Genomic DNA, 21733 nt, shown 5'->3' with positions numbered 1-21733 from the left:
GGTGATGCCGGTTTATGGCGAGGCCTGAACCGTGGTGAACGGATCGGTTTCAGTGTTTGCCGCCGTGACCACGGCGGCAAACCCGTTGCGGGCAAGGGAATCTTCGAGAAAGGATGTCACTGCGGCAACCATCAGGCGTTCCGTGCCGAAGTGTCCCGCATCAAGCAGGGCTACACCCAGCGTTTGGGCCTCACGGGCGTCGTGGTACTTGACATCGCCCGTAATGAGCACGTCCGCACCCGCACGAGCCGCTTCCCGCAGCAAAGAGGCGCCACTGCCGCCACAGACGGCAACGGTGCGGACCGGACGGGACGGGTCACCAACGGTGCGCACGGTGGGGCACCCCAAGTCCCGTGCAACCTGCTGTGCCAGTGCCTCCAGGTGTTGGGGCTCGGCGAGGGTTCCGATCCGTCCGAGTCCGACGACAGGGGCATTGTTCAGCAGGGGATAGCTGTCAAACGCCGGCTCTTCATAGGGGTGAACCGAACGGAGGGTGCGAATCAGGCGGGGGAGCCGATCCTTGTGCACCAGTAGTTCAAGACGGTGCTCGGCAACCGCTTCCAAGGCGCCGACACTGCCGAATGCCGGCTGTGCTCCGGCAAGGGGCAGAAAGGTACCGGTTCCGGAAGCGGCAAAGGAGCAGTTACGGTAGTTCCCCAGCGACGCGGCGTGCTCGAACAGTGCCTCCCGCACCGCTTCCAGGTGGTCAGTTGGTACGAATACGACAAATTTTACCAGCTCGTCATGGCCGGTGATTTTCAGCGGACGTATATCCTGCAGTCCGATACGCGCCGCCAGGAGATCATTGAGGCCGTCCCGGGCAATGTCGTAGTTGGTGTGCATCGACAGCAGGGCAAGGCCGCCGGTTGCGGCTCTCAGCAGTAAGCGGCCGATGGCGGTGGCAGTCGTGATTTGGCGAAGTGGGGAGAAAATGAGGGGATGGTGGGTGATCAGCAGGCGACACTGGTTGGCGAGCGCCTGCTCGATGACTGACGGTAGCGGATCAAGCGCTACCATGATGCTGTCGGCCGGTGCTGCAGCGTCCCCCAGTTGGAATCCGGTGTTATCCCACTGCTCGGCCAGGGCAAATGGAAATTTTTTGTTGATTATTCCAATGATGTCAGAAACTTTTGGTGCGTTCATGGAGCGGAAACAAAAAGAGTGCACCCCGATGGCATGCACTCTTTGAACGGTGAGGGAACAATGAAGGGTTGGTGTGATCTGACCGCATCCGGTCCTCTGTCATGCTTGGTTAGTAAATGGTGGGCCCACCAGGACTCGAACCTGGGACCAACCGGTTATGAGCCGGTGGCTCTAGCCAACTGAGCTATAGGCCCCTGCAGGAAGATTGAAACTTACCGGTATTTTACGGCAGGTGTCAAGCTATTTCAGGCACGGAAGGCGCTAATCGGCTCACACTCTGCCGATGAAGCGTCCGTCACGGGTATCAACCTTGATGCGCTGCCCGGTTTCCAGGTAGGCGGGAACCTTGAGCTTCAGGCCGGTCTCAAGGATGGCGTCCTTGTTTTCGGCGGTGGCCGTGGCATGCTTGATGACCGGTGCGGTTTCGGTAACGGTCAGTTCAACGGTCAGCGGAAGCTCCGTGGTGACCAGTCGGCCCTCGAAGAGTCCCAGCGTTACCTCCGTGCCGTCCAGCAGGTAGGGGGCAAGGGCTGAGAATGCCTCCTCCTCCATTTCGAACTGTTCAAACGTTTCCAGGTCCATGAAAACGCCCCGCCCACCATCGGCGTAAAGATACTGCCCCTTGTGACGCTCGAAGTCGGCCTCGTCGACCTTGTCGCCGGAGCGGAAGGTACGGTCGAGCACCTGGGCGGTGAGCAGGTTGCGGTAGCGGGTCTTGACCATGGTGTTGGCGCCACGTGCCGTAGGAGACTGGAACACGACATCCAGAATCAGGCAGGGGGCGCCATCCAACTGTACGACGATACCTTTTTTGAAGTCGGACGTACTGACCATCAAACAACTCTCCTCGAAAACAGCATGGTTCGTGTAAAAGGCCGGAGGCAACCGCTATCGGTCGCTTCCGGCGGGTAGTTGATCAGACCGTGGTGCGCCGGGGGCGAAATGAAGACGTCCCTCCGCGCTCCCGCTACGAGCACGCGGAAGCGCGGAGGACGACAGTCAGGCATTGCCGGGTTTGGTGCGTTCAGCTTTTTTGAGCAAGGTTGCGGCTACGGGATGGCTGTTGTTTTCCGCGTACATGACCGCCGTGTTACCACTCTTGGTCTTTGCACGGGGGTCGGCTCCTGCTTCGAGCAGTGCCTGTACCGTCTGGTTACAGCCGTAAATGGCGGCCAGCATCAGCGGGGTATGACCGTCACGGTCCCGTGCGTCGACTTCGGCTCCCTTTTCAATCAGCATCTTCGCAATCTGGGTCTGTCCATTGGCTGCCGCGTAATGCAGAGCGGTTTTGCCTTTTTCGCTGGAGGCGGTGATGTCGGCTCCACGGTGGAGCAGATCCAGGACACTGTCAACACGTCCTTCCTTGGAGGCGCTGATCAGTGGGGTATGGCCGTTACGGTCTTTGACATTGACATTCTCCATGGATATTTCCTCCTGTCGGTCGAGTTGCCGGCAACGCCGCATGCGAGGCGCTGACTCGTTCAATGGTGCTGTTGACGTGAGATAGATAGCAAAAGGGGATGGGGTGAAGCACGAAGGTGCGCAGTACGAAACGTGACATGATGATCCGGCGGAAACGACCGGCATTCTGCTGTCAGGCCGTTCCGCCAGAGGGTGGGGCGATGAAATGTCCGCAGCCTGCTCGATCATGGATACCTGCCGACCTCGGAGGTGTTCGACATGGTGTCTCTTATAGCACACCTTTGCCGGCTTTGCCACCGGGAAACGGACAACATCGGGCACGCTGCCGGCGGTGTGGGCGCGGGCGCTCTCAGAACTGGATGTTGGGACGCAGTACCAGCGTAAGGTTCTGGAAATCCCGGTCCCGCAGCGTACCGGCATATCGTGCCGGATCTTCCCAGATCAGGCCGATGTCCAGCTTCAGGGCGACTCCCCAGGATGTGATCGGGAATTTCTTCCCCAACACGTATTCCTGGCGGATTAACCGCCCGTTTTTCTGGGAAAAGTCAATGCGCAGATCAAAGGTGCTGTTTTTCAGGAACTCGAAAGGGTTGACCCGAAAATCCAGGTCGCTGCGGCGTGCCCCCAGGTAGACGGTGTTGCTGATGTTGGTGTTGTCGTGAATCTTCGCGCCGACCCGGAAGCTCCAGGAGAGTTTTTCATCCCTGAAGCTGCGCTCGCCTTTCAGTTTCCATTCGGCTTCCAGGGAGTGATCGGGAACCAGGACGTTGTTCTTGATATGCTGGTTGGAGTAGCTGAGCAGGTAGCCCATGTATCCCTTGTTTGAGGAAAGCCTGCTTTCTCCGGGTCGATCGAACCGGACCATGTCGCCTACAAAGAAGGAAAACGCCCACGGTTCTTCAAAGCCCGCGGTGACCCACTGGATGACATTCTGCTCTCTGCCGATATCGGCAGCCTTGTAGAGATCGCGGGCGTATTCCTTCAATCCGGCGCCGGCTAACGGCAGCGGCATTACCGCTGCCTCGACCATCATAAAGCGAGGGATCAGGGAATCCACGAACAGTTTGCTGTAGACCTCCAGCTCTCCGGCCTCATGGATATGCCGCAGCGGCTGATCGGTAAGGGGGATATTCAGGGAAAGGTTGCTGTAGTAGAGATCGACTTCCCAGTCGAGATCGGCCCACCCCAGGGGGTGCGAGCCGAAAAGATGCTCCTTGAGCGGCTTTTCAACGACAGCCTCGTGGGGTGTGGCAGTCGTCTGCGGCTCTGCAACTGCGGGGCGGAGGAAAGCCGGTGCCAGTACCAGCAGGAGGGTAAGTATGGCGCCCGGCAGGTTCATTCTGCCGCACCCCCCGCCAGCAGGTGGAGAAGGCTGCGCAGGCGGTAACCGGCCGCCGCCGCGAGATCGAGCAGTTTTGCGGCCGGTACCACGGGTACGGGGAGCTTCCGGGCGGCGTCGAAGGCGGTGTGCAGTGTCAGCCGGCAGAACAGCTCTTCGAACCGCTCCTTGTTGAACCAGAGAATACCGTTATCTTCGTGCACCAACAGGAAGCTGCGTACCTCTTCGGTCGCCAGCACCGCGCTGCACCGGCCCCCGGTCGTGGGGAGGGACGAGGCAGACCAGGCGCTGCATGCCGTTGCCGTGGCACTGCAAAGCGCGGCATTCCATCTGCCCCAAGCCCGTTCGGCGAGGGGGTCGTCGGTGATGAAAGCGGCGAGCGGCCTGTCCAGACCGTGGTGATGCAACAGGTCACTGCTGGGGGGGGTAAACAGCTTCCGGAGCAGTGACGTGGCCAGCGCCAGGCGCCGTTCCCGCGGCGACAGCACCAGCTGCGTGCGCGTAACCCCCTGGTTCCGCAGCAGGCGCACGGCTTTGCGGCAGAGGGCCGGTCTGCAGGCGTCGCGCAGGGTGGTGATGATGGCATCCGTCTCCGCTTGGTCGGCAACGGAGAGCAGTTCATCCTGGTAACGGCCGAGGGCAACGCTCAGTTCATCGGCGGGGAGCGGCGTACCGGTTGCGCTGGGCAGCAGGTGCAGGAGCCCCTCGAATGCGGTAATCAGCGTAGCGTACTCAAGCTGGATACGCTCCTCATCGAGACTTGCAACTCCCCGTCCCCCGAGGTGGGCGCAGAGCTTGCCCCAGTATCCGTCCTCCTCCTCAATGCGGTGGCGGAAATCAAGGAAGACGTGGAATTCATAGTCGCCAAGGTCGGCAAAAAGCCCCTTCTCCCGCACTTCCGCAACTGGCCGGATGAATTCCAGGTCGCGGGCAAGGTCCCGGAACAGCAGGTAGCCGTCATGCTGCTGCTCGACTCCCAGGGCAGCCGCCAGGGTGGTAGAGCGCAGTTCGCGCCCGCCCGTGCCGGTGTCGGTGGAGAAGGGAACGGAGTCGCGCAGCCAACCGGCGGTGCGGTCGAAGCGGTTATGATACAGAACAAGAACACGGTCGTTGCCGGCGCGGTTACTGTAGGCGAAGACGTTGTCGTCCACTCCGCCGTCATGGGTGACGAAATCGTAGAAGATGAAATGTTCGGAACCGGAAAAGAGCCAGCGACGCTTCAGCAGCGGGAATATCCAGAGTTCATGCCCCCTGAGCAGTCCGTCGTCCACCGCTTCCTGCCAGTAGGCCCGACGGTATTCCATGCCGTACTTTTCCTTGAACCCCTCGATCTGGCCGTGACCGAACATCGGCAGTCCCGGCATGGTGGCCAGCAGGACGCAGACGCCGAAGTACTTGCCTTGGCTGCCGAACTGCTCGACGGCGGTCTTTTCGTCGGGGTTGTTCATGAAGTTGACGAAGCGCTTGAGGATCTCGGGGTTGAACTCGAGCACGTTTCTGATGGTCTGACGGTACTTGTGGTTTTCCTCCTGCTTGAGCATGTTCATGAAGGCGGAGTTGTAGACCCGGTGCATCCCCAGGGTGCGGACGAAGTAGCCCTCCATCATCCAGAACGCCTCAGCGAGCAGCAGGGTGTCCGGCGCTTCCACCGCCATCCGGTCCACCACCTCGCGCCAGAACTCCACGGGAAAGACGGCGTCGAACTCGTCCCGACCCATGGCATGTTCCGCGCGGGACGGGATGCCGCCTCCCAGTCCCCGCTGGGGGAACCAGAGCCGCTGATAATGCTTTTTCGCCAGGGTCATGGCGGCGTCGAAGCGGATGATCGGGGTCAGGCGCGCCACGTGCAGAATGGTACGGATCACCGCCTCCCGCACCTCGGCCAGCAGGTAGTTGAGCTGGGCCGTATCGTTCCAGGGGATGCTGGTGCCGTCGTTGCCGTGGTAGATGTAGCGGGTGCGGCCGTCCCGACGGTCGATCATCCGGAAGACCACCGCTGCATCGCGCCTGGTCCAGTAGCCGTCCTCGATCTGGAGGGTGACCGAGGGCTCGTGGGAGAGGTCTTCACCGGTGAACTGGTAGGTGGGAAACGGACAGTGATCGCTCTGGATGAACCAGTGGGGATGCTCCAGCACCCAGCGGGAGTAGATGCCGGTGTGGTTGGGCACCATGTCGCTGGCCAGCCGGATGCCGCGCTGCCAGGCACGCTCCTTCAGGTTGAGAAAGGCTGATTCCCCTCCCAGGTCTGCGGCGATGGTGTAATCGAACAGCGAGTAGGCCGAGGCGTGGGCATCGGGATTGCCGCACAGCTCCTTGATGCGCCGGGAAGCCGGCGAGCGCTCCCAGAGCCCGATCAGCCAGAGACCGCTGAAGCCCCAAGAGGCGAGCCGGTCCAGTTCGGCATCGGGAACCTGGTCGAGGCGGGTGATCGGGTAACTGTGGCTGCGGGAAAGCTGGTCAAGCCAGACATGGGTCATTTTGGCCATCATCACCACGTTGGACATCCAGTCGGCATCCCGGGAAAAGGCCTCATATTCCGGCTGGTCATACCCGGCCAGATGCTCCGGCGCTAACCCGCCACCAGCAGCTCCGTCACTCCCGGCTTTGCCGAAGCTGAGTACGGGGCTCGGTCCCGGCCCACCGGCACTCCGGCTTCGCCGCTCTTCTTCAAGGATGTCGAAGGATACCAGCAACTCTTCCAGCAGCTCCGGTGGCAGCAGTTCACCCCAGTGATCGCGGACGAAGCCCAGTTGGGCTGCCAGGGAATCGGGGGCGGCTCTGAGCGGCGCCCGCAGTACTTCCGGCAGGGTCATGCCGAAACCGGGCAGGAGTGGGCCAGTGGCGAGGCTTTGCTCAAGATGGCCGGCAACCTGGCGGTAGGGAGAGGTGGCGGCAAGCTCGCGGTCGTCCTGCAGCAGGCGGAACGGATCAACGGCGCGATTGTCGGCGCTGATATGCAGCAGCAACAGTTCCCGCAGCAGCAAGTGCTGACGGGGGCTTGCGACGAGTTCCGGGCGGGGAGGAAACAGGTGAAGAAAGGTCCGGCAGGTGACCTGCACCGCCCCATCATCCGGCGGCAGTCCGCACTGCTTCAGTGCCGTGAGCAGGGGCTCCCGCTGCTCTCCGGCAACAATCTCGTCGATCAGGTAGCGCCAGATGTCCAGCAGGGTGCCGTACAGCAGCAGGGTAGCCGCCGATACCGGGCGTTCCCCGTTGGCGGAACCGGCGCTGAGGGCGGCGGCGATACGGCGGCAGGCGATGATCTGCGGATAGGTATGTCGCCCGAAGTCGTCCAGGAAAGGGGCTAGGTTCAGGATGTGTCGTGCCGCTGCTGACAGGGGAAAGGAGAGGGGAAAATAGGACGTCATGGCGGAAGGGATGGTCATGGAGAGGGGACCCTCATGCTGCGCTGACGAACGACCGGAGGCTGAGGGCCGCTGCCCCCCGTGCCTCCGGTCCGGAAATGGCTACTGATTTTTCTTCTTTGGCTTGGTGGCCGCTTTTGCCGGAGCTTTCGACTTTGTCGTCCTGGAGCCTTTTTTAGCCGTGCTCTTCTTGCTGCTCTTGCCTTTTTTCTTGGTCAGTTTACGCGGTTCCGGGTTGAAGTCATCCTGGATGTTGTTGAGCAGTACCGAAGCCTCGACCAGGTTGGGATCGGCATTTTTGGCCGCCTCCAGCGCTTCCCGTGCCTCGGAAAGACGTCCTGACTTCATGTAGACCCTGCCCAGGGCGTTCAGGGCACGGGCATGGTCCGCCTTGAGGTCGATGGCGCTCTTGTAGCTGGCGATGGCATTTTCGTAGTCCTTGTTGAAGTCGTAGATCAGACCAAGCTTATAATGATTGTTCGGGTCGTCGGGAGCGATTTCCACGGCCTGCTTGAGCAGGACGGTAAGATCGTCGTACTGCTTCTCCTTGACATAGAGGGCGATGAGCGCGTTACGGGTTTCTGCGTCGTCCTTCTGGAGTTGCAATGCCTTTTTGTAGAGGGCAATCGCCTTGTCGTTTTCTCCCTTGTTCCGATAGATGGAGGCGAGGTCCCGGTTAGCCTCCAGGTTGTCGGGGGCCAGCTTGAGAACGGCCTTGTAGGAGTCCTCGGCATAGCTGGGTTGCTTGTTTTTCAGGAAAATGCGGGCAAGTTTCAGGTGGATGTCGGCGCTTTCCGGCTTCAGCTTCAGAAATTCCACATACTGTTCGATCGCTTCCGGCACATTGCCGCGGGAAAGGCGCAGGTCCGCCATTTTCAGGCGTGCGTCGGCATGGTCCGGCTTGCGTTCGATGGCCCGTTTGTAGGATACGATTGCTTCGTCCAGTTGGCTGCGCTTTTCGTAAAGCCGGCCGAGGTTGTAATAAACATCGGCGTTCAGGGAGTTGCGGTAGCTCGCCTCGCGGTAGGCGGTAATGGCGTCGCCGTCGCGACCTGCCTTGAAGTAGAGCGTGCCGAGGCGTTCGTAGGGAATCACCGCGTCAGGCTGTTCAGTCAGGACCGACTGGTAAGCCTCGGCCGCCCGCTCGATCTCACCAAGGGCCGCAAGCTGGTCGCCGCGGGCAATACCGCCCGGCTGGGCTGCCGGCGTGCCGGCGGCAGCGGACTTCTTTCCACCGAGCAGCCACTCATATTCCGCCTGTTGTTTGTCGCCGCGCTTGTCATAGAGATCGCCCAGTGCCAGGTGCAGCGGGGCGCTGCGGGGATTGGCGGTAACTGCTTTCTTGAGGGTGTCGAGCGCCTTGTCCGGCTGATTCTGCTGAAGGTACAGGCGGGAAAGATCAAGGGACGCCTGTTCGTGAGCGGGTACGAGCAGCAGGGCGCGGCGGTATTCGTCCATGGCCCGGTCGATCTGGCCCTGGGCGGCATAGACTTCTGCCTGGCCGGCAATGGCGCCGGCATCGTCGGGAGCTTGCCGGAGCACCTCGCCGTAATGGTAGAGGGCAAGCGCGTAAAAACGCCGTTCGGTCATGACTTTGCCCAGTGCCTTATGGTAGGCGGGAATGCGGAGGCTTGTCAGGGCCTTGGTCAGCTCGACGGCGGCATCATCCGTCAGCCCCTTGTGCTGATACAGCATGCCGAGGCTGCCGTTGGCGGCCGCCAGGTTCGGCTCCTGCTGCAGTGCGCGACGGTAGGCTGCAATGGCGCCGTCGAGATTGCCGGCCCGTTCCGCCTGGACACCCTGAACGTAGGTTGCGGCGGCCCCATCGGAGCATAGAGACAGGATTTCGGTTTCGGTGCGGCTGCGCTGGAGTTCGTCTGTTGTAGCAGGTAGTTTCTGGGCAAGCTCGATGGCTGAGGCGCATTTGTCCTTGCCGAAACTCCAGGTAAAGCCGGTGAGCAGCAGGCTGGCAGCGGCAAGAGCCGGCAGGACGAGAACGGATTTGAGGCATCTATGCATGACGTTGTATGTCCTTTTGCGAGTGTGAGTGGGACGGAAAAATGGAAGCACTATACACGCCATAGGGTAAAAATTCAAATAAATCGGCCTAACTGCTTGATTATCCGGAAGCGGATGGCATAGTATGAACCCCGCTCCGGCGCCTGCGAGAGCCGGGTGGAGAAAGCGAGGACAGGATGAACAAGGATCTGGAACGGCTGATCATGTCGGCCGGTGACCTGCCCACCATTCCGGTGGTGGCAACCAGGGTCATGCAGTTGATGCAGGAGGAAAATGCCACTGCCGACGACCTGGCCCGGGTTGTGGCCTCTGATCCCGCCGTTGCTGCCCGCGTGCTGAAAATATCCAACTCGTCCTTTTACGGGTGTCAGCGTCAGATTCAGACCCTGCCCCACGCCGTCATGATGTTGGGGTTCGTCACGCTGAAAAGCGTTGTCGTCGCCGCGTCGGCCAAGCAGGTCTACCATCCCTTCGGGTTGACCGAGAAACTGTTGTGGGAACATTCGTTCGGTGCGGGGCTCGCGGCACGCATCATTGCCTCGGAAACCCGGGTGGTCAACCCGGACGAGGCGTTTCTCGGCGGGCTGTTTCACGATCTGGGCAAACAGATCATGAACTTCATTGACAAGGAGCGTTTTCAGGAAGCGATACAGCGTTGCTACAATGAGGGGGCGTCATTTGAGGATGCCGAGCAGCAGCTGTTTCCCTACACCCACGAGGAGGCCGGGGCGCTGGTCATCCGTAAGTGGAATTTCCCCGAAAACCTGATCCATGCGGTCAGGTATCACCACACCCTTGAGCTTCCCGAGGACGAGGATCCCTACCTGGTGCACCTGGTGCACATCGTCAGTCTGGCTGACCTGTTCTGTCGTTGGTTCGGCGTGGGAACCATCCACAGGGAGGAGCTGGATATCGTCGGTAGCCGGCAGGTTCAAACGCTGGGACTGGCGGAGGAACAGGTGCAGTATCTGCTGTCGTCGTTTATCGAGACCTTTCGAAAGGACAATGAGTTGTTTACCTAGTCCTCCTATCGGCGCCGGGGCGCTCCGCCACGCAGAACAGGTGCGGAAGATAGATCAACTGCCTTCTACATGCTCCAGGATACTTTTTTTGTACCGTCCTTCCGCTCGGCTGCGCGCTTCTTCCGAGATATCCACCTGATCGTCTTCGTGGTCGGGTTCCCGCTTTGCACCCTCGCCGTAACCCTGGTTCAGCCGGTCGCGGTATCCTTTGCGCTGCCCGATCTCTGTCGTCCTGCCGATTCTTTGCACCGGTTCGGTCATCTTGGATGCTCCCCGCAAGCGTATTGATTAATGGATGAAGAAATTGCTATAAAGGACAGTATTATGATACGCCCTATTCTCTCTTTTCCTGATCCGCTTCTCAAGCAGAAATCCGCTCCGGTCGAAGCCGTCACCGACGAAGTTGTTCAGCTGGCCCGCGACATGGCCGAGACCATGTATGCGGCACCCGGCGTCGGGCTGGCCGCACCGCAGGTGGGAGTGTTGCAGCGGATCATCGTCGTGGATGTTTCCGGCAAGGAGGAAGCGCCACGCCTGATCACGGTAATCAATCCGGTCATCACCCATGCCGAGGGATCGGTCTACGAAGAGGAAGGGTGCCTGTCGGTTCCTGACTATTCGGCAAGTGTCAGCCGCCATGAGCGGGTGACGGTGAAGGGCCTGTCGCTGGAAGGGCAGGAGCGGATCTGGCAGGCCGACGGCTTGCTGGCCATTGCCTTCCAGCATGAGATCGATCACCTGGATGGCATTCTCTTCGTTGATCGGCTCTCGCCGCTCAAGCGGGAGCTGTATCTGAAAAAATGCAAGAAAAAAGGAGTGCTATGACCGGCTGGCGCATCGTGTTCATGGGGACCCCGGCGTTTGCCTGTCCTACATTGCAGACCCTCCTGCAGCGCGGCGAAGAGGTTGTCGCCGTTTACACCCAGCCTGACCGCCCCAGGGGACGTGGCCAGAAGCTGCAGCATCCGCCGGTCAAGGAGCTTGCCCTGCGGCACGGCATTCCGGTCTATCAGCCCCCCAAGGTCCGCAGTCCTGAGGTGGTCGAGCAGATCAGGGAGTTGCGTCCCGACCTGATCGTAGTGGTCGCCTTTGGGCAGATCCTGCCCAAGTCGCTGCTGGACATCCCCCCCCAAGGCTGCGTCAATGTCCATGCCTCCCTGCTGCCCCGCTATCGGGGGGCGGCGCCGCTGAACTGGTGTATCGTCAACGGCGAAACGGAAACGGGGGTCACCACCATGCTGATGGATGTCGGTCTTGATACCGGTCCCATGCTGCTGAAACGCGCTACCCCCATCGGCTCCAATGAGGATATTGCCGGTTTGCACGACCGGATGGCGCTGTTGGGGGCCGAGCTTCTCGCTGAAACACTGGACGGGCTCAAGGCGGGAACCGTCGTGCCGGAGCCCCAGGACGACCAGCAGAGCTGCTATGCGCCGCTCCTGAAAAAGGAGGATGGGGTGATAGACTGGGGTAAGTCGGCTCACACCATTCACAACCTGGTTCGCGGGTTCTCGCTCTGGCCCGGTGCGGTCACCACCTGCGGCGGTGAGCCCCTGAAGCTTTTTCGTACCGGCGTGGCCGGCGGAAGCGGAACGCCGGGAACCATTCTTGCCGCCGGCAAGGAAGGGGTCGAGGTGGCCTGTGGCGAGGGGTCGTTGCTGATTTATGAGTTGCAGGCTGCGGGAAGCCGCAGGATGGATGCCGCCAGTTTTCTTGCCGGTCATCCACTGCAGCCGGGTGTCGTGTTCGGCGATGGGGAGACGGTGCGGTGAGCGCTGCCCACGACAAGACCGCGGCACCCCGCAAGCGTCTTTTTATTGGTTTGATGGGGCTTACCTGCCTGATACTGGTGGGAGTCATTTTTCTTGCATGGTGGATTCCCAGCAAGGGGTTGGCCAATATTCATCCGGACCTTCCTCGCTATGTCGGGATGAGCATGGCGGTGCTTTCCGGTATCGCCATGCTGGGGACCGCGCTGCTGGTGCTGACCACGGCACTGGGTAAGGATATCTTCTTCACCCGATTTATGCGACTGGTGGTGATCAAATTCCTGCTGCCGGTCATTGAATTCGTCGGTAAGGTGTTGGGACTGGACCGGGACCGGATTCGCCAGTCCTTCATCGCTATGAATAACTCACTGGTTATTTCCCAACAGTACCGGCTGAAGCCGGACCGTATCCTGGTGCTGCTGCCTCACTGCATTCAGTTGTTCGACTGCGAAATTAAGGTGACCGGCGACATCAACAAGTGCGTGGAGTGTGGCCGCTGCAACATCAAGGGGTTGGTGGAGCTGGGCAGGAAGTACCATATCGACATCTCCGTGGCCACGGGCGGCACGCTTGCCCGCAAGGTAATCGTCGAAAAACGTCCCAAGTTGGTGTTGGCTGTTGCCTGTGAGCGCGACCTCACCTCGGGTATCAAGGACTGCTATCCCTTGCCGGTTATCGGTATTCTCAACGAGCGTCCCTTCGGGCCCTGCTTCAATACCATGGTGAACGTCGGCGCAATCGACGAGGCCCTGCAGCAGGTGCTGGACGTCCACTCGTCCCCCGCTTCCGAATCCCCCTGACATCACGCTTTGCTACGGTGTAGTTTTCGTGTGTAACCGTCACGGTGGCGGCGAGGTGCGAGCGCGGCGGGGAGTCCCGTCATGCCTGTGTCCGTCGTGGCTGGTGCAGGCTGAAATCCGGGGGAAAAAATGCTTGACAATGCTGGTTGAATGCAATACGTTGGCGACGTTTGTATACAGTATACCTGATGTATTTCAGGCTAAATGACCGGGGAGGTTGTATTACATGCTGGGAACCTATCTGCCCATTATTCTGCTGCTGTTGATCGCCGTAGCCTTTGGTTTGGGCTCGGTCGTTGTCTCGTCGCTGGTTGGCCAGAAAAAACTCAGCCCGGTCAAGCTGGCTCCCTATGAATGCGGTTGTGAGCCGGTTGGTTCTGCGCAGGAGCGCTTTTCGATCAAGTTTTATCTCATAGCCATGCTGTTTATTTTGTTCGATATTGAAGCGGTTTTTCTGTACCCCTGGGCCATTCTCTATAAGAAGTTGGGGCTCTTTGGTCTGATTGAGATGGGTGTGTTTATCGTTATTTTGTTTGTCGGTTACATATATGTCTGGAAAAAAGGAGCACTGGAATGGGAGTAAATCAGCCCTTGGGCAGTGGTGTCACTGTCACGTCTCTCGACATGCTGGTCAACTGGGTCAGGAAGTCGTCTCTCTGGCCGATGACATTCGGTCTCGCCTGTTGCGCCATTGAGATGATGGCGACCGGTGCCTCTTCCCATGACCTTGACCGCTTCGGCATTATTTTCCGGGCTTCGCCCCGTCAGTCCGACTGTATTATTATTGCCGGCACGGTTACTAAAAAGATGTTGCCGGTTATTAAGACGGTGTATGAGCAGATGCCGGAGCCGAAGTGGGTTATTGCCATGGGGGCCTGTGCCTGTTCGGGTGGTGTCTTTGATACCTACAGCGTTGTGCAGGGTGTTGATGAGGCGTTGCCGGTTGATGTCTATATCCCTGGTTGTCCTCCCCGTCCGGAGGCGCTGTTGTACGGAATCATCAAGCTTCAGGACAAGATCATGGGCGAGGCGAACTCGTTCGGTTCCGCTTTCGGGCTTGGTGAGCGGGTTGCGACGGTGTAAGGCGGCGCCTTTCATGGGCGCTCTTTCTTTGTCTTGAACCAATCACACATTACTTCAAAAAGGTTTTAAATCATGGCAGACACACATCGCGCTGTTTCGAAACTGCAGGAAAAATTTGCCGCCTCCGTGCTGGAGGTCACGCAGGATCGTGGTGACTGGATCGTCACGGTAGCGAAAGACGCCATCGTGCCGGTGCTGTCCTTTCTGAAGGCCGAATGTGCCTATGCGATGCTGACCGACGTCACTGCGGTCGACTACCTCGGGAAAAAGGCTGACCGTTTCATGATGGTTTATCAGTTGACCTCGGTACAGTATAAGGACCGCCTTCGGGTCAAGGCGCCGGTCAGCGAGGCCGACTGTCGTATCGAAAGTGCAACCCAGGTGTTTCAGTCGGCCAACTGGTTGGAGCGGGAGGTGTTTGACCTCTTCGGCATAACCTTTGGTAATCATCCCGACCCGCGCCGCATTCTCATGACCCCTGATTGGGTCGGTCACCCCCTGCGCAAGGATTATCCGGTGCAGGGGCCGGATCGTGAGCCCTACCGGGGGCGGCTCTCCTGATTCTCGATTGCGTACTAACTTAACGAGGTAACGAGGCGATACATGGCGAACACTGAGATCATGACTGTTAATATGGGGCCCCAGCACCCCAGTACCCATGGGGTTTTGCGGCTGGTAATCGAGCTGGATGGCGAGAATATAACCAGAATCGATCCGGATATCGGCTATCTGCATCGTGGGGTCGAGAAGCTTTCCGAGCATCGGACCTACCACCAGACCCTGCCTCTTACCGATCGTCTGGACTATCTGGCGCCGATGAGCAACAACCTCGGTTACATTCTGACCGTCGAGAAGCTGCTCGGCATCGAGGTGCCGGAACGTGCCGAAACCATCAGGATCATCATGACCGAGATGGCGCGTCTGCAGTCGCACTTGGTCTGGATTGCCTGCCACGCTCTCGATATTGGTGCCATGACCGTGTTCCTCTATGCATTCCGCGAGCGCGAAGTGGTCATGGAAACCTATGAGCTGATTTCCGGGGCGCGGATGACCTCAAACTTCTTCCGTGCCGGCGGACTTTCGGCAGATGTGCCGCCTGAATTTGAGAAAAAGGTACGCGATTTTGTCGCTACGCTGCCCGACTACCTTGACACCTATGAAGGGCTACTGACCGATAACCCGATTTGGCGCAAACGAACCATCGGCAACGGTGTGATCTCTGCCGAGGATGCGACCGATATCGGTATCACCGGCCCTGCCCTGCGTGGTTCCGGGGTTGATTTCGACCTGCGTCGCGATATTCCCTATGCCGGCTACGATAAGTATCAGTTCGAGGTTCCCGTCGGTACGAACTGCGATACATTCGACCGCTACAAGGTGCGCCTGACCGAGATGCGGGAGTCCTGCAAGATTATCAACCAGGCCCTTGACCGCCTTGCGCCCGGTCCTGTGCTGGCTGATGCTCCCCAGGTCTGCTACCCCCCCAAGGAGTCGGTCTACAACTCCATCGAGGGGTTGATCCACCACTTCAAGATTGCCAGCGAAGGCTATCCGGTACCAGAGGGTGAGGCTTATGTTGGCATCGAGGCTCCGAAGGGGGAGTTGGGCTACTATATCGTCAGTGACGGCAGCTCGCATCCCTACCGGATGCGGATTCGTCCCCCCTCATTCGTCAATCTCCAGGCCATTGAGAAGATGTCCAAGGGCAGCATGATCGCCGACCTGGTTGCCGTCATCGGTACCCTGGATATCGTGCTGGGAGAGATCGACCGCTAATCCCCGAGACCGGAAAAGGAGATGCCGCCGATGAGTGAAGCGGTTGCAGTCGCACAGGAAGCAGCTGAAATGGAAGAGCCGGTCATCGATCTGGCGCTTGCTGAACAAGTTATTCAGAAATATAAGGATATTCCCGGCAACCTGATGCCGGTGCTGCAGGGGATTCAGGATGTGTACGGCTATGTGCCCAAGATTACGGTTGATTACGTTGCCGAGCGCCTGAACGTCTACCCCAGCCAGATTTACGGTGTTCTGACCTTCTATGCGCAGTTTCACCTGAAGCCGCGCGGCAAGTTCATCATCAGGGTCTGTATGGGTACAGCTTGTCACGTTCTGGGGGCGGAGCGTATCCGCGAAACCTTCTTTGAGCGTCTTGGCATCGGTCACGCCGAAACCTCGCCGGACCGTCGTTTTACCTTCGAGCTGGTCGCCTGTCTGGGGGCTTGCGGTATGGCGCCACTTGCCATGGTGAACGATGAAACCTACGGTAAGATGACGGTTCAGAAGGTTGATGACATCATCAAGGAATATTCTTCGCTCCCGATCTAGCTTCGGGACGTTGTCAGGGGACAGAACACATGGCTGAAGCTATCAAGATTTTGATCTGCCAGGGAACGGGCGGTATTTCCGCCGGGGCCAAGAAGGTCGAAGCCGAATTCACCCGGGTTCTTGCGGAAAAGGGGATCGCTGCGACCGTCGGTAAGCGCTGCGACATCATCAAAACCGGTTGCCGCGGTCTTTGTGCCAACGACGTGCTGGTTGATATCGTGGATGACAAGGGGTGCACCACCTACGACTTCGTCCAACCGGAAGAGGTGGCCAAGCTGGTCGAAGAGCACATCGTTGCCGGTGCGCCGATCGAGAAACGCAAGGCCAAGCCCTATTACAACCAGTTCGTTGACGCCCAAATGCGTGTCTGTATGTCTGGATGCGGCCAGATTGATGCCGAATCCCTGGACGCGTACCTTGCGGAGGATGGCTTCAAAGCCATTGAGAAGTGCGTCAAAACCATGAAGCCGGCTGAGGTTATCGAAGAAGTCAAGAAGTCCGGCCTCCGTGGTCGGGGGGGCGGCGGTTTCCCTACCGGCATGAAGTGGTCATTCTGCGCCGCATCGCCCGGAGACCATAAATACATTATCTGTAACGCCGACGAAGGTGACCCCGGTGCCTTCATGGACCGCTCGATTCTGGAAGGCGACCCCTACTGCATCATCGAAGGGATGATGATCGCCGGCTACGCCATCGGCGCCCAGTTCGGTTACGTCTACGTCCGTGCAGAATACCCCTTGGCCATCGACCGTCTTCAGAAGGCCATCGACACCTGCTATGAAAAAGGCTACCTCGGCAAAAACTGCATGGGGCTCGGCTTCGAGTACGACATGCGGATTAAAAAGGGTGCCGGTGCTTTCGTCTGTGGTGAGGAGACCGCACTGATGGCCTCCATCGAAGGCGAGCGCGGTATGCCGCGGCCGCGGCCGCCGTTCCCGGCCGTCAAGGGACTCTGGGGCAAGCCCTCCAACATCAATAACGTCGAGACCTTTGCCAACGTCCGTCACATCATCAACAAGGGTGCCGACTGGTATGCCGCCATTGGTACGGATACGACCAAGGGGACCAAAATTTTCGCGGTTACCGGCAAGGTCAAGCACACCGGCTTGGTGGAAGTTCCGGCCGGCATGACGGTCCGTTCGGTTATTTACGATGTCTGCGGCGGTATTCTGAACAATCGCAAATTCAAGGCTGTTCAGGCTGGCGGTCCTTCGGGTGGCTGTATTCCCGCAGAGATTCTTGATACGCCCGTTGACTACGACTCCCTTATCAAGGCCGGTGCCATGATGGGTTCCGGCGGTCTGGTGGTTATGGATGAAACCACCTGTATGGTGGATGTCTCCAAGTTTTTCCTTACCTTCACCCGGATGGAATCCTGCGGCAAGTGTGTTCCCTGCCGAATCGGCCTGAAGGCGATGCTTGACATTCTGGTGCGGATCACCGAAGGCAACGGCCGCGAGGGAGATATCGAAACCCTGATGGACCTGGGGACCACCATCAAGCAGGCATCACTCTGTGGCCTCGGCCAGACGGCGCCGAACCCGGTTCTTTCCACGCTCCGTTACTTCCGTTCCGAGTACGAAGCGCACATCACCGACAAGCGTTGCCCGTCGAACTGTTGTAAGGAGCTGCTGCTGTGGCAGGTGGTTGAAGAGAAGTGTGTCAAGTGTGGCGCCTGCAAAAAGGTCTGCCCGGTTGATGCCATTGTCTGGGAGAAGGGGCAGATCGCGTACCTTGATAAGGAAAAATGCACCAAGTGCAAGTCCTGCTATGACGCCTGTCGCTTCATGGCGATTGAATAGTCGCGTACCACGGTATAACTCCAGCACTCGAGGTTTTAGATGGTTACTCTGACGATAGACGATAAGCAGGTTTCGGTTGAGAAGGATGCCACGATCTATGATGCCGCCAAAGCAGCAGGCGTCACTATTCCGATCCTGTGTCACGACAAGAAGCTCAAGCCCTTTGGTGCCTGCAGGATGTGTCTGGTCGAAGTCGAGCAGATGAAGGGACGTCTGATTCCGGCCTGTACGACCCCGGTGACCGAGGGAATGATCGTCCGTTGCACCACGCCGGCTGTGGAGAAGGCCCGTAAGCTGGTATTGGAGCTGCTGATGCTCAACCACCCGTTGGACTGTCCGGTCTGCGACAAGGGTGGTGACTGCGAGCTCCAGAACCTTGCCTACGATCACAAGGTGAACGTCAATCGTCTGTCCGACGAGAAGTTCCACCACGAGATCGACTATAACAACCCCCTGATCGAGCGCGACCAGAACCGTTGCGTACTCTGCGGCAAGTGTGTACGGATTTGCGATGAGATTGTCTCTCGCGGTGCGTTGACCTTTATGAACCGTGGTATCGAAACCAAGATCGGTACCGAGTTCGACGGTCCCCTGAACTGCGAATTCTGCGGTTCCTGTATTTCCGTATGTCCCGTAGGGGCGCTGCTTGCCCGCCCCTTCAAGTTCAAGGCACGCTTCTGGGCACTGAAGAAGAAGACTTCGGTCTGCGGCTACTGCGGTACCGGTTGCAGCCTGACGCTCGGTGTCAAGGATAATGCCGTACTGACTACAATCTACGATGAGAACCAGGGATTCCACAATGGTCAGCTCTGTGTCCGTGGTCGCTTCGGCTACCAGTTCATCAGCTCGACCAAGCGACTGACGGCACCGCTGGTGCGTAAAAACGGCGAGCTGGTCGAGACCAGTTGGGATGAAGCTCTGGCATTGGTTGCCGAACGGCTGAAAAGTGCCGGCACTACCGCTGCTGCCCTTGCAACCCCACGAATGACCAACGAAGAGTTGCAACTGCTCAAACAACTGATGACCGTACAGGTGGGAACCCCCCACATCGACCATTCCGCAGGCTACGCGCACACGGCCTTGACGGAAGGGCTCAAAAAGAGCTTTGGCGTTGCAGCGGCTCCGTCAACCATTCTCGATATTCAGAAGAGTGACCTGCTGCTGGTGGTGAAGAGCGATGTGTATGAGACCCATCCGGTGGTCGGTTTTGAAATCAACATGGGTGTCAAAAATCGCGATGTCAAGCTGAGGATTCTTTCCGATAAACGGGGGAAACTGGGTAGACTGCCCAAGGCGGAAACCCTGCTGCATACTCCCGGTACGGAAGTCGTGCTGCTGAACGCCCTTGCCAAAGTACTGATCGATGAAAATCTCGCCGCTTCTGCCCAGTCGGTCCCCGGCTATGCCGAACTGGTCGCCGGGCTTGCCGCCTTCACTCCGGAGCAGGTCGCGTCGCAGTGCGGTATCGCCGCCGACGAAATCAGAAAGCTTGCCCGTGATTACGCGGCTGCGGAAAAGGCCCTGATCATCTTCCCGACCGGTCTAGCCTATGCTGGCCATGATGCGCAGCTGGCCCATGCCGCTGCCAACCTGGCAATCCTCGGTGGTAAGCTGGGATCCGAGGGGGCGGGGCTGCTGGTGTTGCAGGAGAAGAACAACAGCCAGGGGGCCGTCGATGTTGGCTTCATCCCGGCTGCAGGCGGCTGCGATGCGCGGAGCATTCTTGACGGCTGCGCTGCAGGCAGCATCAAGACACTGCTGCTTGCCGGCGAAAACCCGCTCGTCTCCTATCCTGACCATGCCAAAGTCACTGCCGCGCTGGAGAAGGTTGAGTTTCTGGTGGTTGCCGATCTGTTCCTGACCGAAACCGCCCAGCAGGCGGATGTGGTGTTGCCGGTCTGCTCCTATGCCGAGAAGGATGGCACCTTTACCGCCACCGACCGTCGTCTCCAGAAGATTCAGCCGGCCATCACGCCGGTAGGCCAGAGCCGTCCCGAGTTCCGCGTCTATGGAGACCTGATCAGGGCACTTGGCGGTCAGGCTGCTGTTGCTCCTGCCGGGGCCTTCGCGGAGATTGCTGCCTACTCTGCGATGTCGTACGACGCTATACCGGCAGAAGGTGCCTTTGTGCCGGTTGCTGTAACTCCCCGTCTGGTTGTGCCGACAGCCGGTGTCAAGGGGATCGAGGCAGGCAAGCTGGCTCTCCTGGCCGGTGCTGCGCTGTACCACTGCGGTACACTGTCCCAGTATGGCGAAGGGCCGGTTGCCGTCTGTCCGGAAGGCTATCTGGAGGTGTCCCGCCAGGATGCGGCCGCCAGCAAGCTGGCAGATGATGACGAAGTGACCGTGACCAGTGCCACGGGGAGTATCAAGCTGAAAGTAAAAATATCCCTGCGCATGCCGGCAGGGGTGGTATTCAGCCCCTATCATTTTAGCGCCAACCCGATCAACCGTATCTGGTCCGGTGCGGCTGTCACCAGCGTGACGATTTCGAAGTAACGAGTTTGCGGACTCCTAACGCTATCAGAGAACGAAAGAGGGAACGATGGACAACGTGATTCTTGGACTGCCGTTGTACTACTACATCGCCATGGTGGCGAAGGTACTGGTCGCGTTCGTTTTTGTGTTGCTGACCGTCGCATACGCAACGTATGCCGAGCGTAAAATCATCGGCCACATGCAGGTGCGCATCGGACCCAACCGGGTTGGCCCGTTGGGGCTGCTGCAGCCGATCGCTGACGGTTTGAAGCTCTTTTTCAAAGAAGAGATCGTCCCCGGCCAGGCAAGCAAATTCGCCTTCCTGCTGGCTCCACTTGTGGCGCTGGTGCCGGCGTTTCTCACCTTCGCAGCTGTCCCGTTCGGCAATACCATCGAAGTCATGGGCTACAAGGTTCCCCTGCAGATTGCCGCCTACTATGACACCGATATGGGCAAGGTCATCGACCTGAACGTCGGTGTGCTCTATGTGCTGGCCATGGCCTCCTTGGGGGTATACGGTATCGTGCTGGCCGGCTGGGCATCCAACAGCAAGTATTCTCTGCTGGGGGGCCTGCGGGCATCCGCACAGATGGTGTCTTACGAGCTTGCAGCCGGTCTGGCAATCATTCCGGTCTTCATGCTGGTCGGTTCGCTGTCGCTGCAGGAAATCGTCAAGGCCCAGGAGGGATTCAAATGGTTCATCTGGAGCAACCCGATGACCTTTGTTGCTGCATTCCTCTTTTATCTGTGCTCGCTTGCCGAGATCAACCGGACGCCTTTTGACTTGCCCGAAGCGGAGACCGAACTGGTATCGGGTTTCTGTACCGAATATTCATCCATGAAGTATGCCATGTTCTTCATGGCAGAATATGCAAACATGGTAACGGTCTGTGCAATCACAACGACCATGTTCCTCGGTGGCTGGGACGGCCCCTTCAGCAGCTCAATCCCGCTGCTTTCCCCGCTGTATTTCATCGCCAAGGTCTACTTCCTGATGTTCCTGACCATGTGGATCCGTGCGACCGTGCCCCGCTACCGCTACGACCAGTTGATGACCCTTGGCTGGAAAGTGCTGCTTCCCACGTCGCTGTGCCTGATCGTACTGACCGGTCTTGCGGGATTCCTGGGTTTCAACACCTTTTTCGGATAACCGATTCCATCTGTGT

At 58.9% G+C, this 21733-nt stretch carries 19 protein-coding genes and 1 tRNA gene; 12 read left to right on the top strand and 8 right to left on the bottom strand.

Annotation, left to right across the window (positions count from 1 at the left end):
* Positions 1–12: 12 nt before the first annotated feature.
* The 7 genes from RAK07_RS11640 to RAK07_RS11610 all read right to left on the bottom strand — a co-directional run bounded on the left by RAK07_RS11640 (position 13) and on the right by RAK07_RS11610 (position 9288).
* Positions 13–1143, bottom strand: coding sequence for a Nif3-like dinuclear metal center hexameric protein (locus RAK07_RS11640; protein ID WP_305733002.1), 1131 nt, complete (start codon positions 1141–1143; stop codon positions 13–15).
* Positions 1144–1260: 117 nt separating this feature from the next.
* Positions 1261–1337, bottom strand: a tRNA-Ile gene (locus RAK07_RS11635).
* Positions 1338–1413: 76 nt separating this feature from the next.
* Positions 1414–1977 carry an elongation factor P gene (locus tag RAK07_RS11630; RefSeq protein ID WP_305733001.1) on the bottom strand — a complete coding sequence of 188 codons (564 nt, stop codon included), beginning with the start codon at positions 1975–1977 and terminating at the stop codon, positions 1414–1416.
* A gap of 165 nt (positions 1978–2142) precedes the next feature.
* The gene (locus tag RAK07_RS11625; RefSeq protein WP_305733000.1) at positions 2143–2565 is read right to left on the bottom strand and encodes an ankyrin repeat domain-containing protein; all 423 of its coding nucleotides are present in this window, start codon (positions 2563–2565) and stop codon (positions 2143–2145) included.
* Between the two features lie 349 nt (positions 2566–2914).
* Complete coding sequence (locus tag RAK07_RS11620) at positions 2915–3904, bottom strand: hypothetical protein (protein ID WP_305732999.1); 990 nt, start codon at positions 3902–3904, stop codon at positions 2915–2917.
* Positions 3901–7290, bottom strand: coding sequence for an alpha-amylase family protein (locus RAK07_RS11615; protein WP_305732998.1), 3390 nt, complete (start codon positions 7288–7290; stop codon positions 3901–3903). Before RAK07_RS11615 ends, RAK07_RS11620 begins: the two co-directional genes overlap by 4 nt.
* A gap of 81 nt (positions 7291–7371) precedes the next feature.
* Entirely contained in the window at positions 7372–9288 is a 1917-nt protein-coding gene (locus tag RAK07_RS11610) for a tetratricopeptide repeat protein (RefSeq protein ID WP_305732997.1), read from the bottom strand.
* Between the two features lie 176 nt (positions 9289–9464).
* Here RAK07_RS11610 and RAK07_RS11605 point away from each other — a divergent pair, with 176 nt between their 5' ends.
* Positions 9465–10310: an HDOD domain-containing protein gene (locus RAK07_RS11605; protein WP_305732996.1), complete on the top strand. Its 846-nt coding sequence runs from the start codon at positions 9465–9467 to the stop codon at positions 10308–10310.
* Positions 10311–10364: 54 nt separating this feature from the next.
* Here the strand turns inward: RAK07_RS11605 and RAK07_RS11600 are convergent, their stop codons facing one another.
* Positions 10365–10571: a hypothetical protein gene (locus tag RAK07_RS11600; RefSeq protein WP_305732995.1), complete on the bottom strand. Its 207-nt coding sequence runs from the start codon at positions 10569–10571 to the stop codon at positions 10365–10367.
* 63 nt (positions 10572–10634) lie between these two features.
* Between RAK07_RS11600 and def the strand changes: the two genes are divergently transcribed.
* The 11 genes from def to nuoH all read left to right on the top strand — a co-directional run bounded on the left by def (position 10635) and on the right by nuoH (position 21717).
* On the top strand, positions 10635–11135 hold the full coding sequence (gene def / locus RAK07_RS11595) for a peptide deformylase (protein ID WP_305732994.1): 501 nt from the start codon (positions 10635–10637) through the stop codon (positions 11133–11135).
* Positions 11132–12082 (top strand): methionyl-tRNA formyltransferase, encoded by a 951-nt coding sequence (fmt, locus tag RAK07_RS11590; protein ID WP_305732993.1) that lies wholly within the window; start codon positions 11132–11134, stop codon positions 12080–12082. The genes def and fmt overlap by 4 nt, the downstream gene beginning before the upstream one ends.
* Positions 12083–12135: 53 nt before the next feature.
* Positions 12136–12879, top strand: a complete 744-nt coding sequence (locus RAK07_RS11585; RefSeq protein ID WP_305733514.1) for a DUF116 domain-containing protein — start codon at positions 12136–12138, stop codon at positions 12877–12879.
* A gap of 226 nt (positions 12880–13105) precedes the next feature.
* Positions 13106–13462, top strand: a complete 357-nt coding sequence (locus RAK07_RS11580; RefSeq protein ID WP_305732992.1) for an NADH-quinone oxidoreductase subunit A — start codon at positions 13106–13108, stop codon at positions 13460–13462.
* On the top strand, positions 13453–13962 hold the full coding sequence (locus RAK07_RS11575) for an NADH-quinone oxidoreductase subunit B (RefSeq protein WP_305732991.1): 510 nt from the start codon (positions 13453–13455) through the stop codon (positions 13960–13962). Before RAK07_RS11580 ends, RAK07_RS11575 begins: the two co-directional genes overlap by 10 nt.
* A 72-nt stretch (positions 13963–14034) precedes the next feature.
* The gene (locus RAK07_RS11570; protein WP_305732990.1) at positions 14035–14523 is read left to right on the top strand and encodes an NADH-quinone oxidoreductase subunit C; all 489 of its coding nucleotides are present in this window, start codon (positions 14035–14037) and stop codon (positions 14521–14523) included.
* 42 nt (positions 14524–14565) lie between these two features.
* Complete coding sequence (nuoD, locus tag RAK07_RS11565; protein ID WP_305732989.1) at positions 14566–15738, top strand: NADH dehydrogenase (quinone) subunit D; 1173 nt, start codon at positions 14566–14568, stop codon at positions 15736–15738.
* Between the two features lie 30 nt (positions 15739–15768).
* Positions 15769–16287: an NADH-quinone oxidoreductase subunit NuoE family protein gene (locus RAK07_RS11560; protein ID WP_305732988.1), complete on the top strand. Its 519-nt coding sequence runs from the start codon at positions 15769–15771 to the stop codon at positions 16285–16287.
* Between the two features lie 29 nt (positions 16288–16316).
* Entirely contained in the window at positions 16317–18089 is a 1773-nt protein-coding gene (nuoF, locus tag RAK07_RS11555) for an NADH-quinone oxidoreductase subunit NuoF (protein ID WP_305732987.1), read from the top strand.
* A gap of 39 nt (positions 18090–18128) precedes the next feature.
* On the top strand, positions 18129–20588 hold the full coding sequence (locus tag RAK07_RS11550; protein ID WP_305732986.1) for a molybdopterin-dependent oxidoreductase: 2460 nt from the start codon (positions 18129–18131) through the stop codon (positions 20586–20588).
* A 46-nt stretch (positions 20589–20634) separates the two neighbouring features.
* On the top strand, positions 20635–21717 hold the full coding sequence (gene nuoH, locus RAK07_RS11545) for an NADH-quinone oxidoreductase subunit NuoH (RefSeq protein WP_305732985.1): 1083 nt from the start codon (positions 20635–20637) through the stop codon (positions 21715–21717).
* The last annotated feature ends 16 nt before the right edge of the window (positions 21718–21733 follow it).

Origin of the sequence: Trichlorobacter ammonificans (assembly GCF_933509905.1) — a bacterium.
GTDB lineage: Bacteria > Desulfobacterota > Desulfuromonadia > Geobacterales > Pseudopelobacteraceae > Trichlorobacter > Trichlorobacter ammonificans.
Note: the sequence above shows the minus strand (reverse complement) of the source record. Positions and strands in the feature narration are given on the sequence as shown.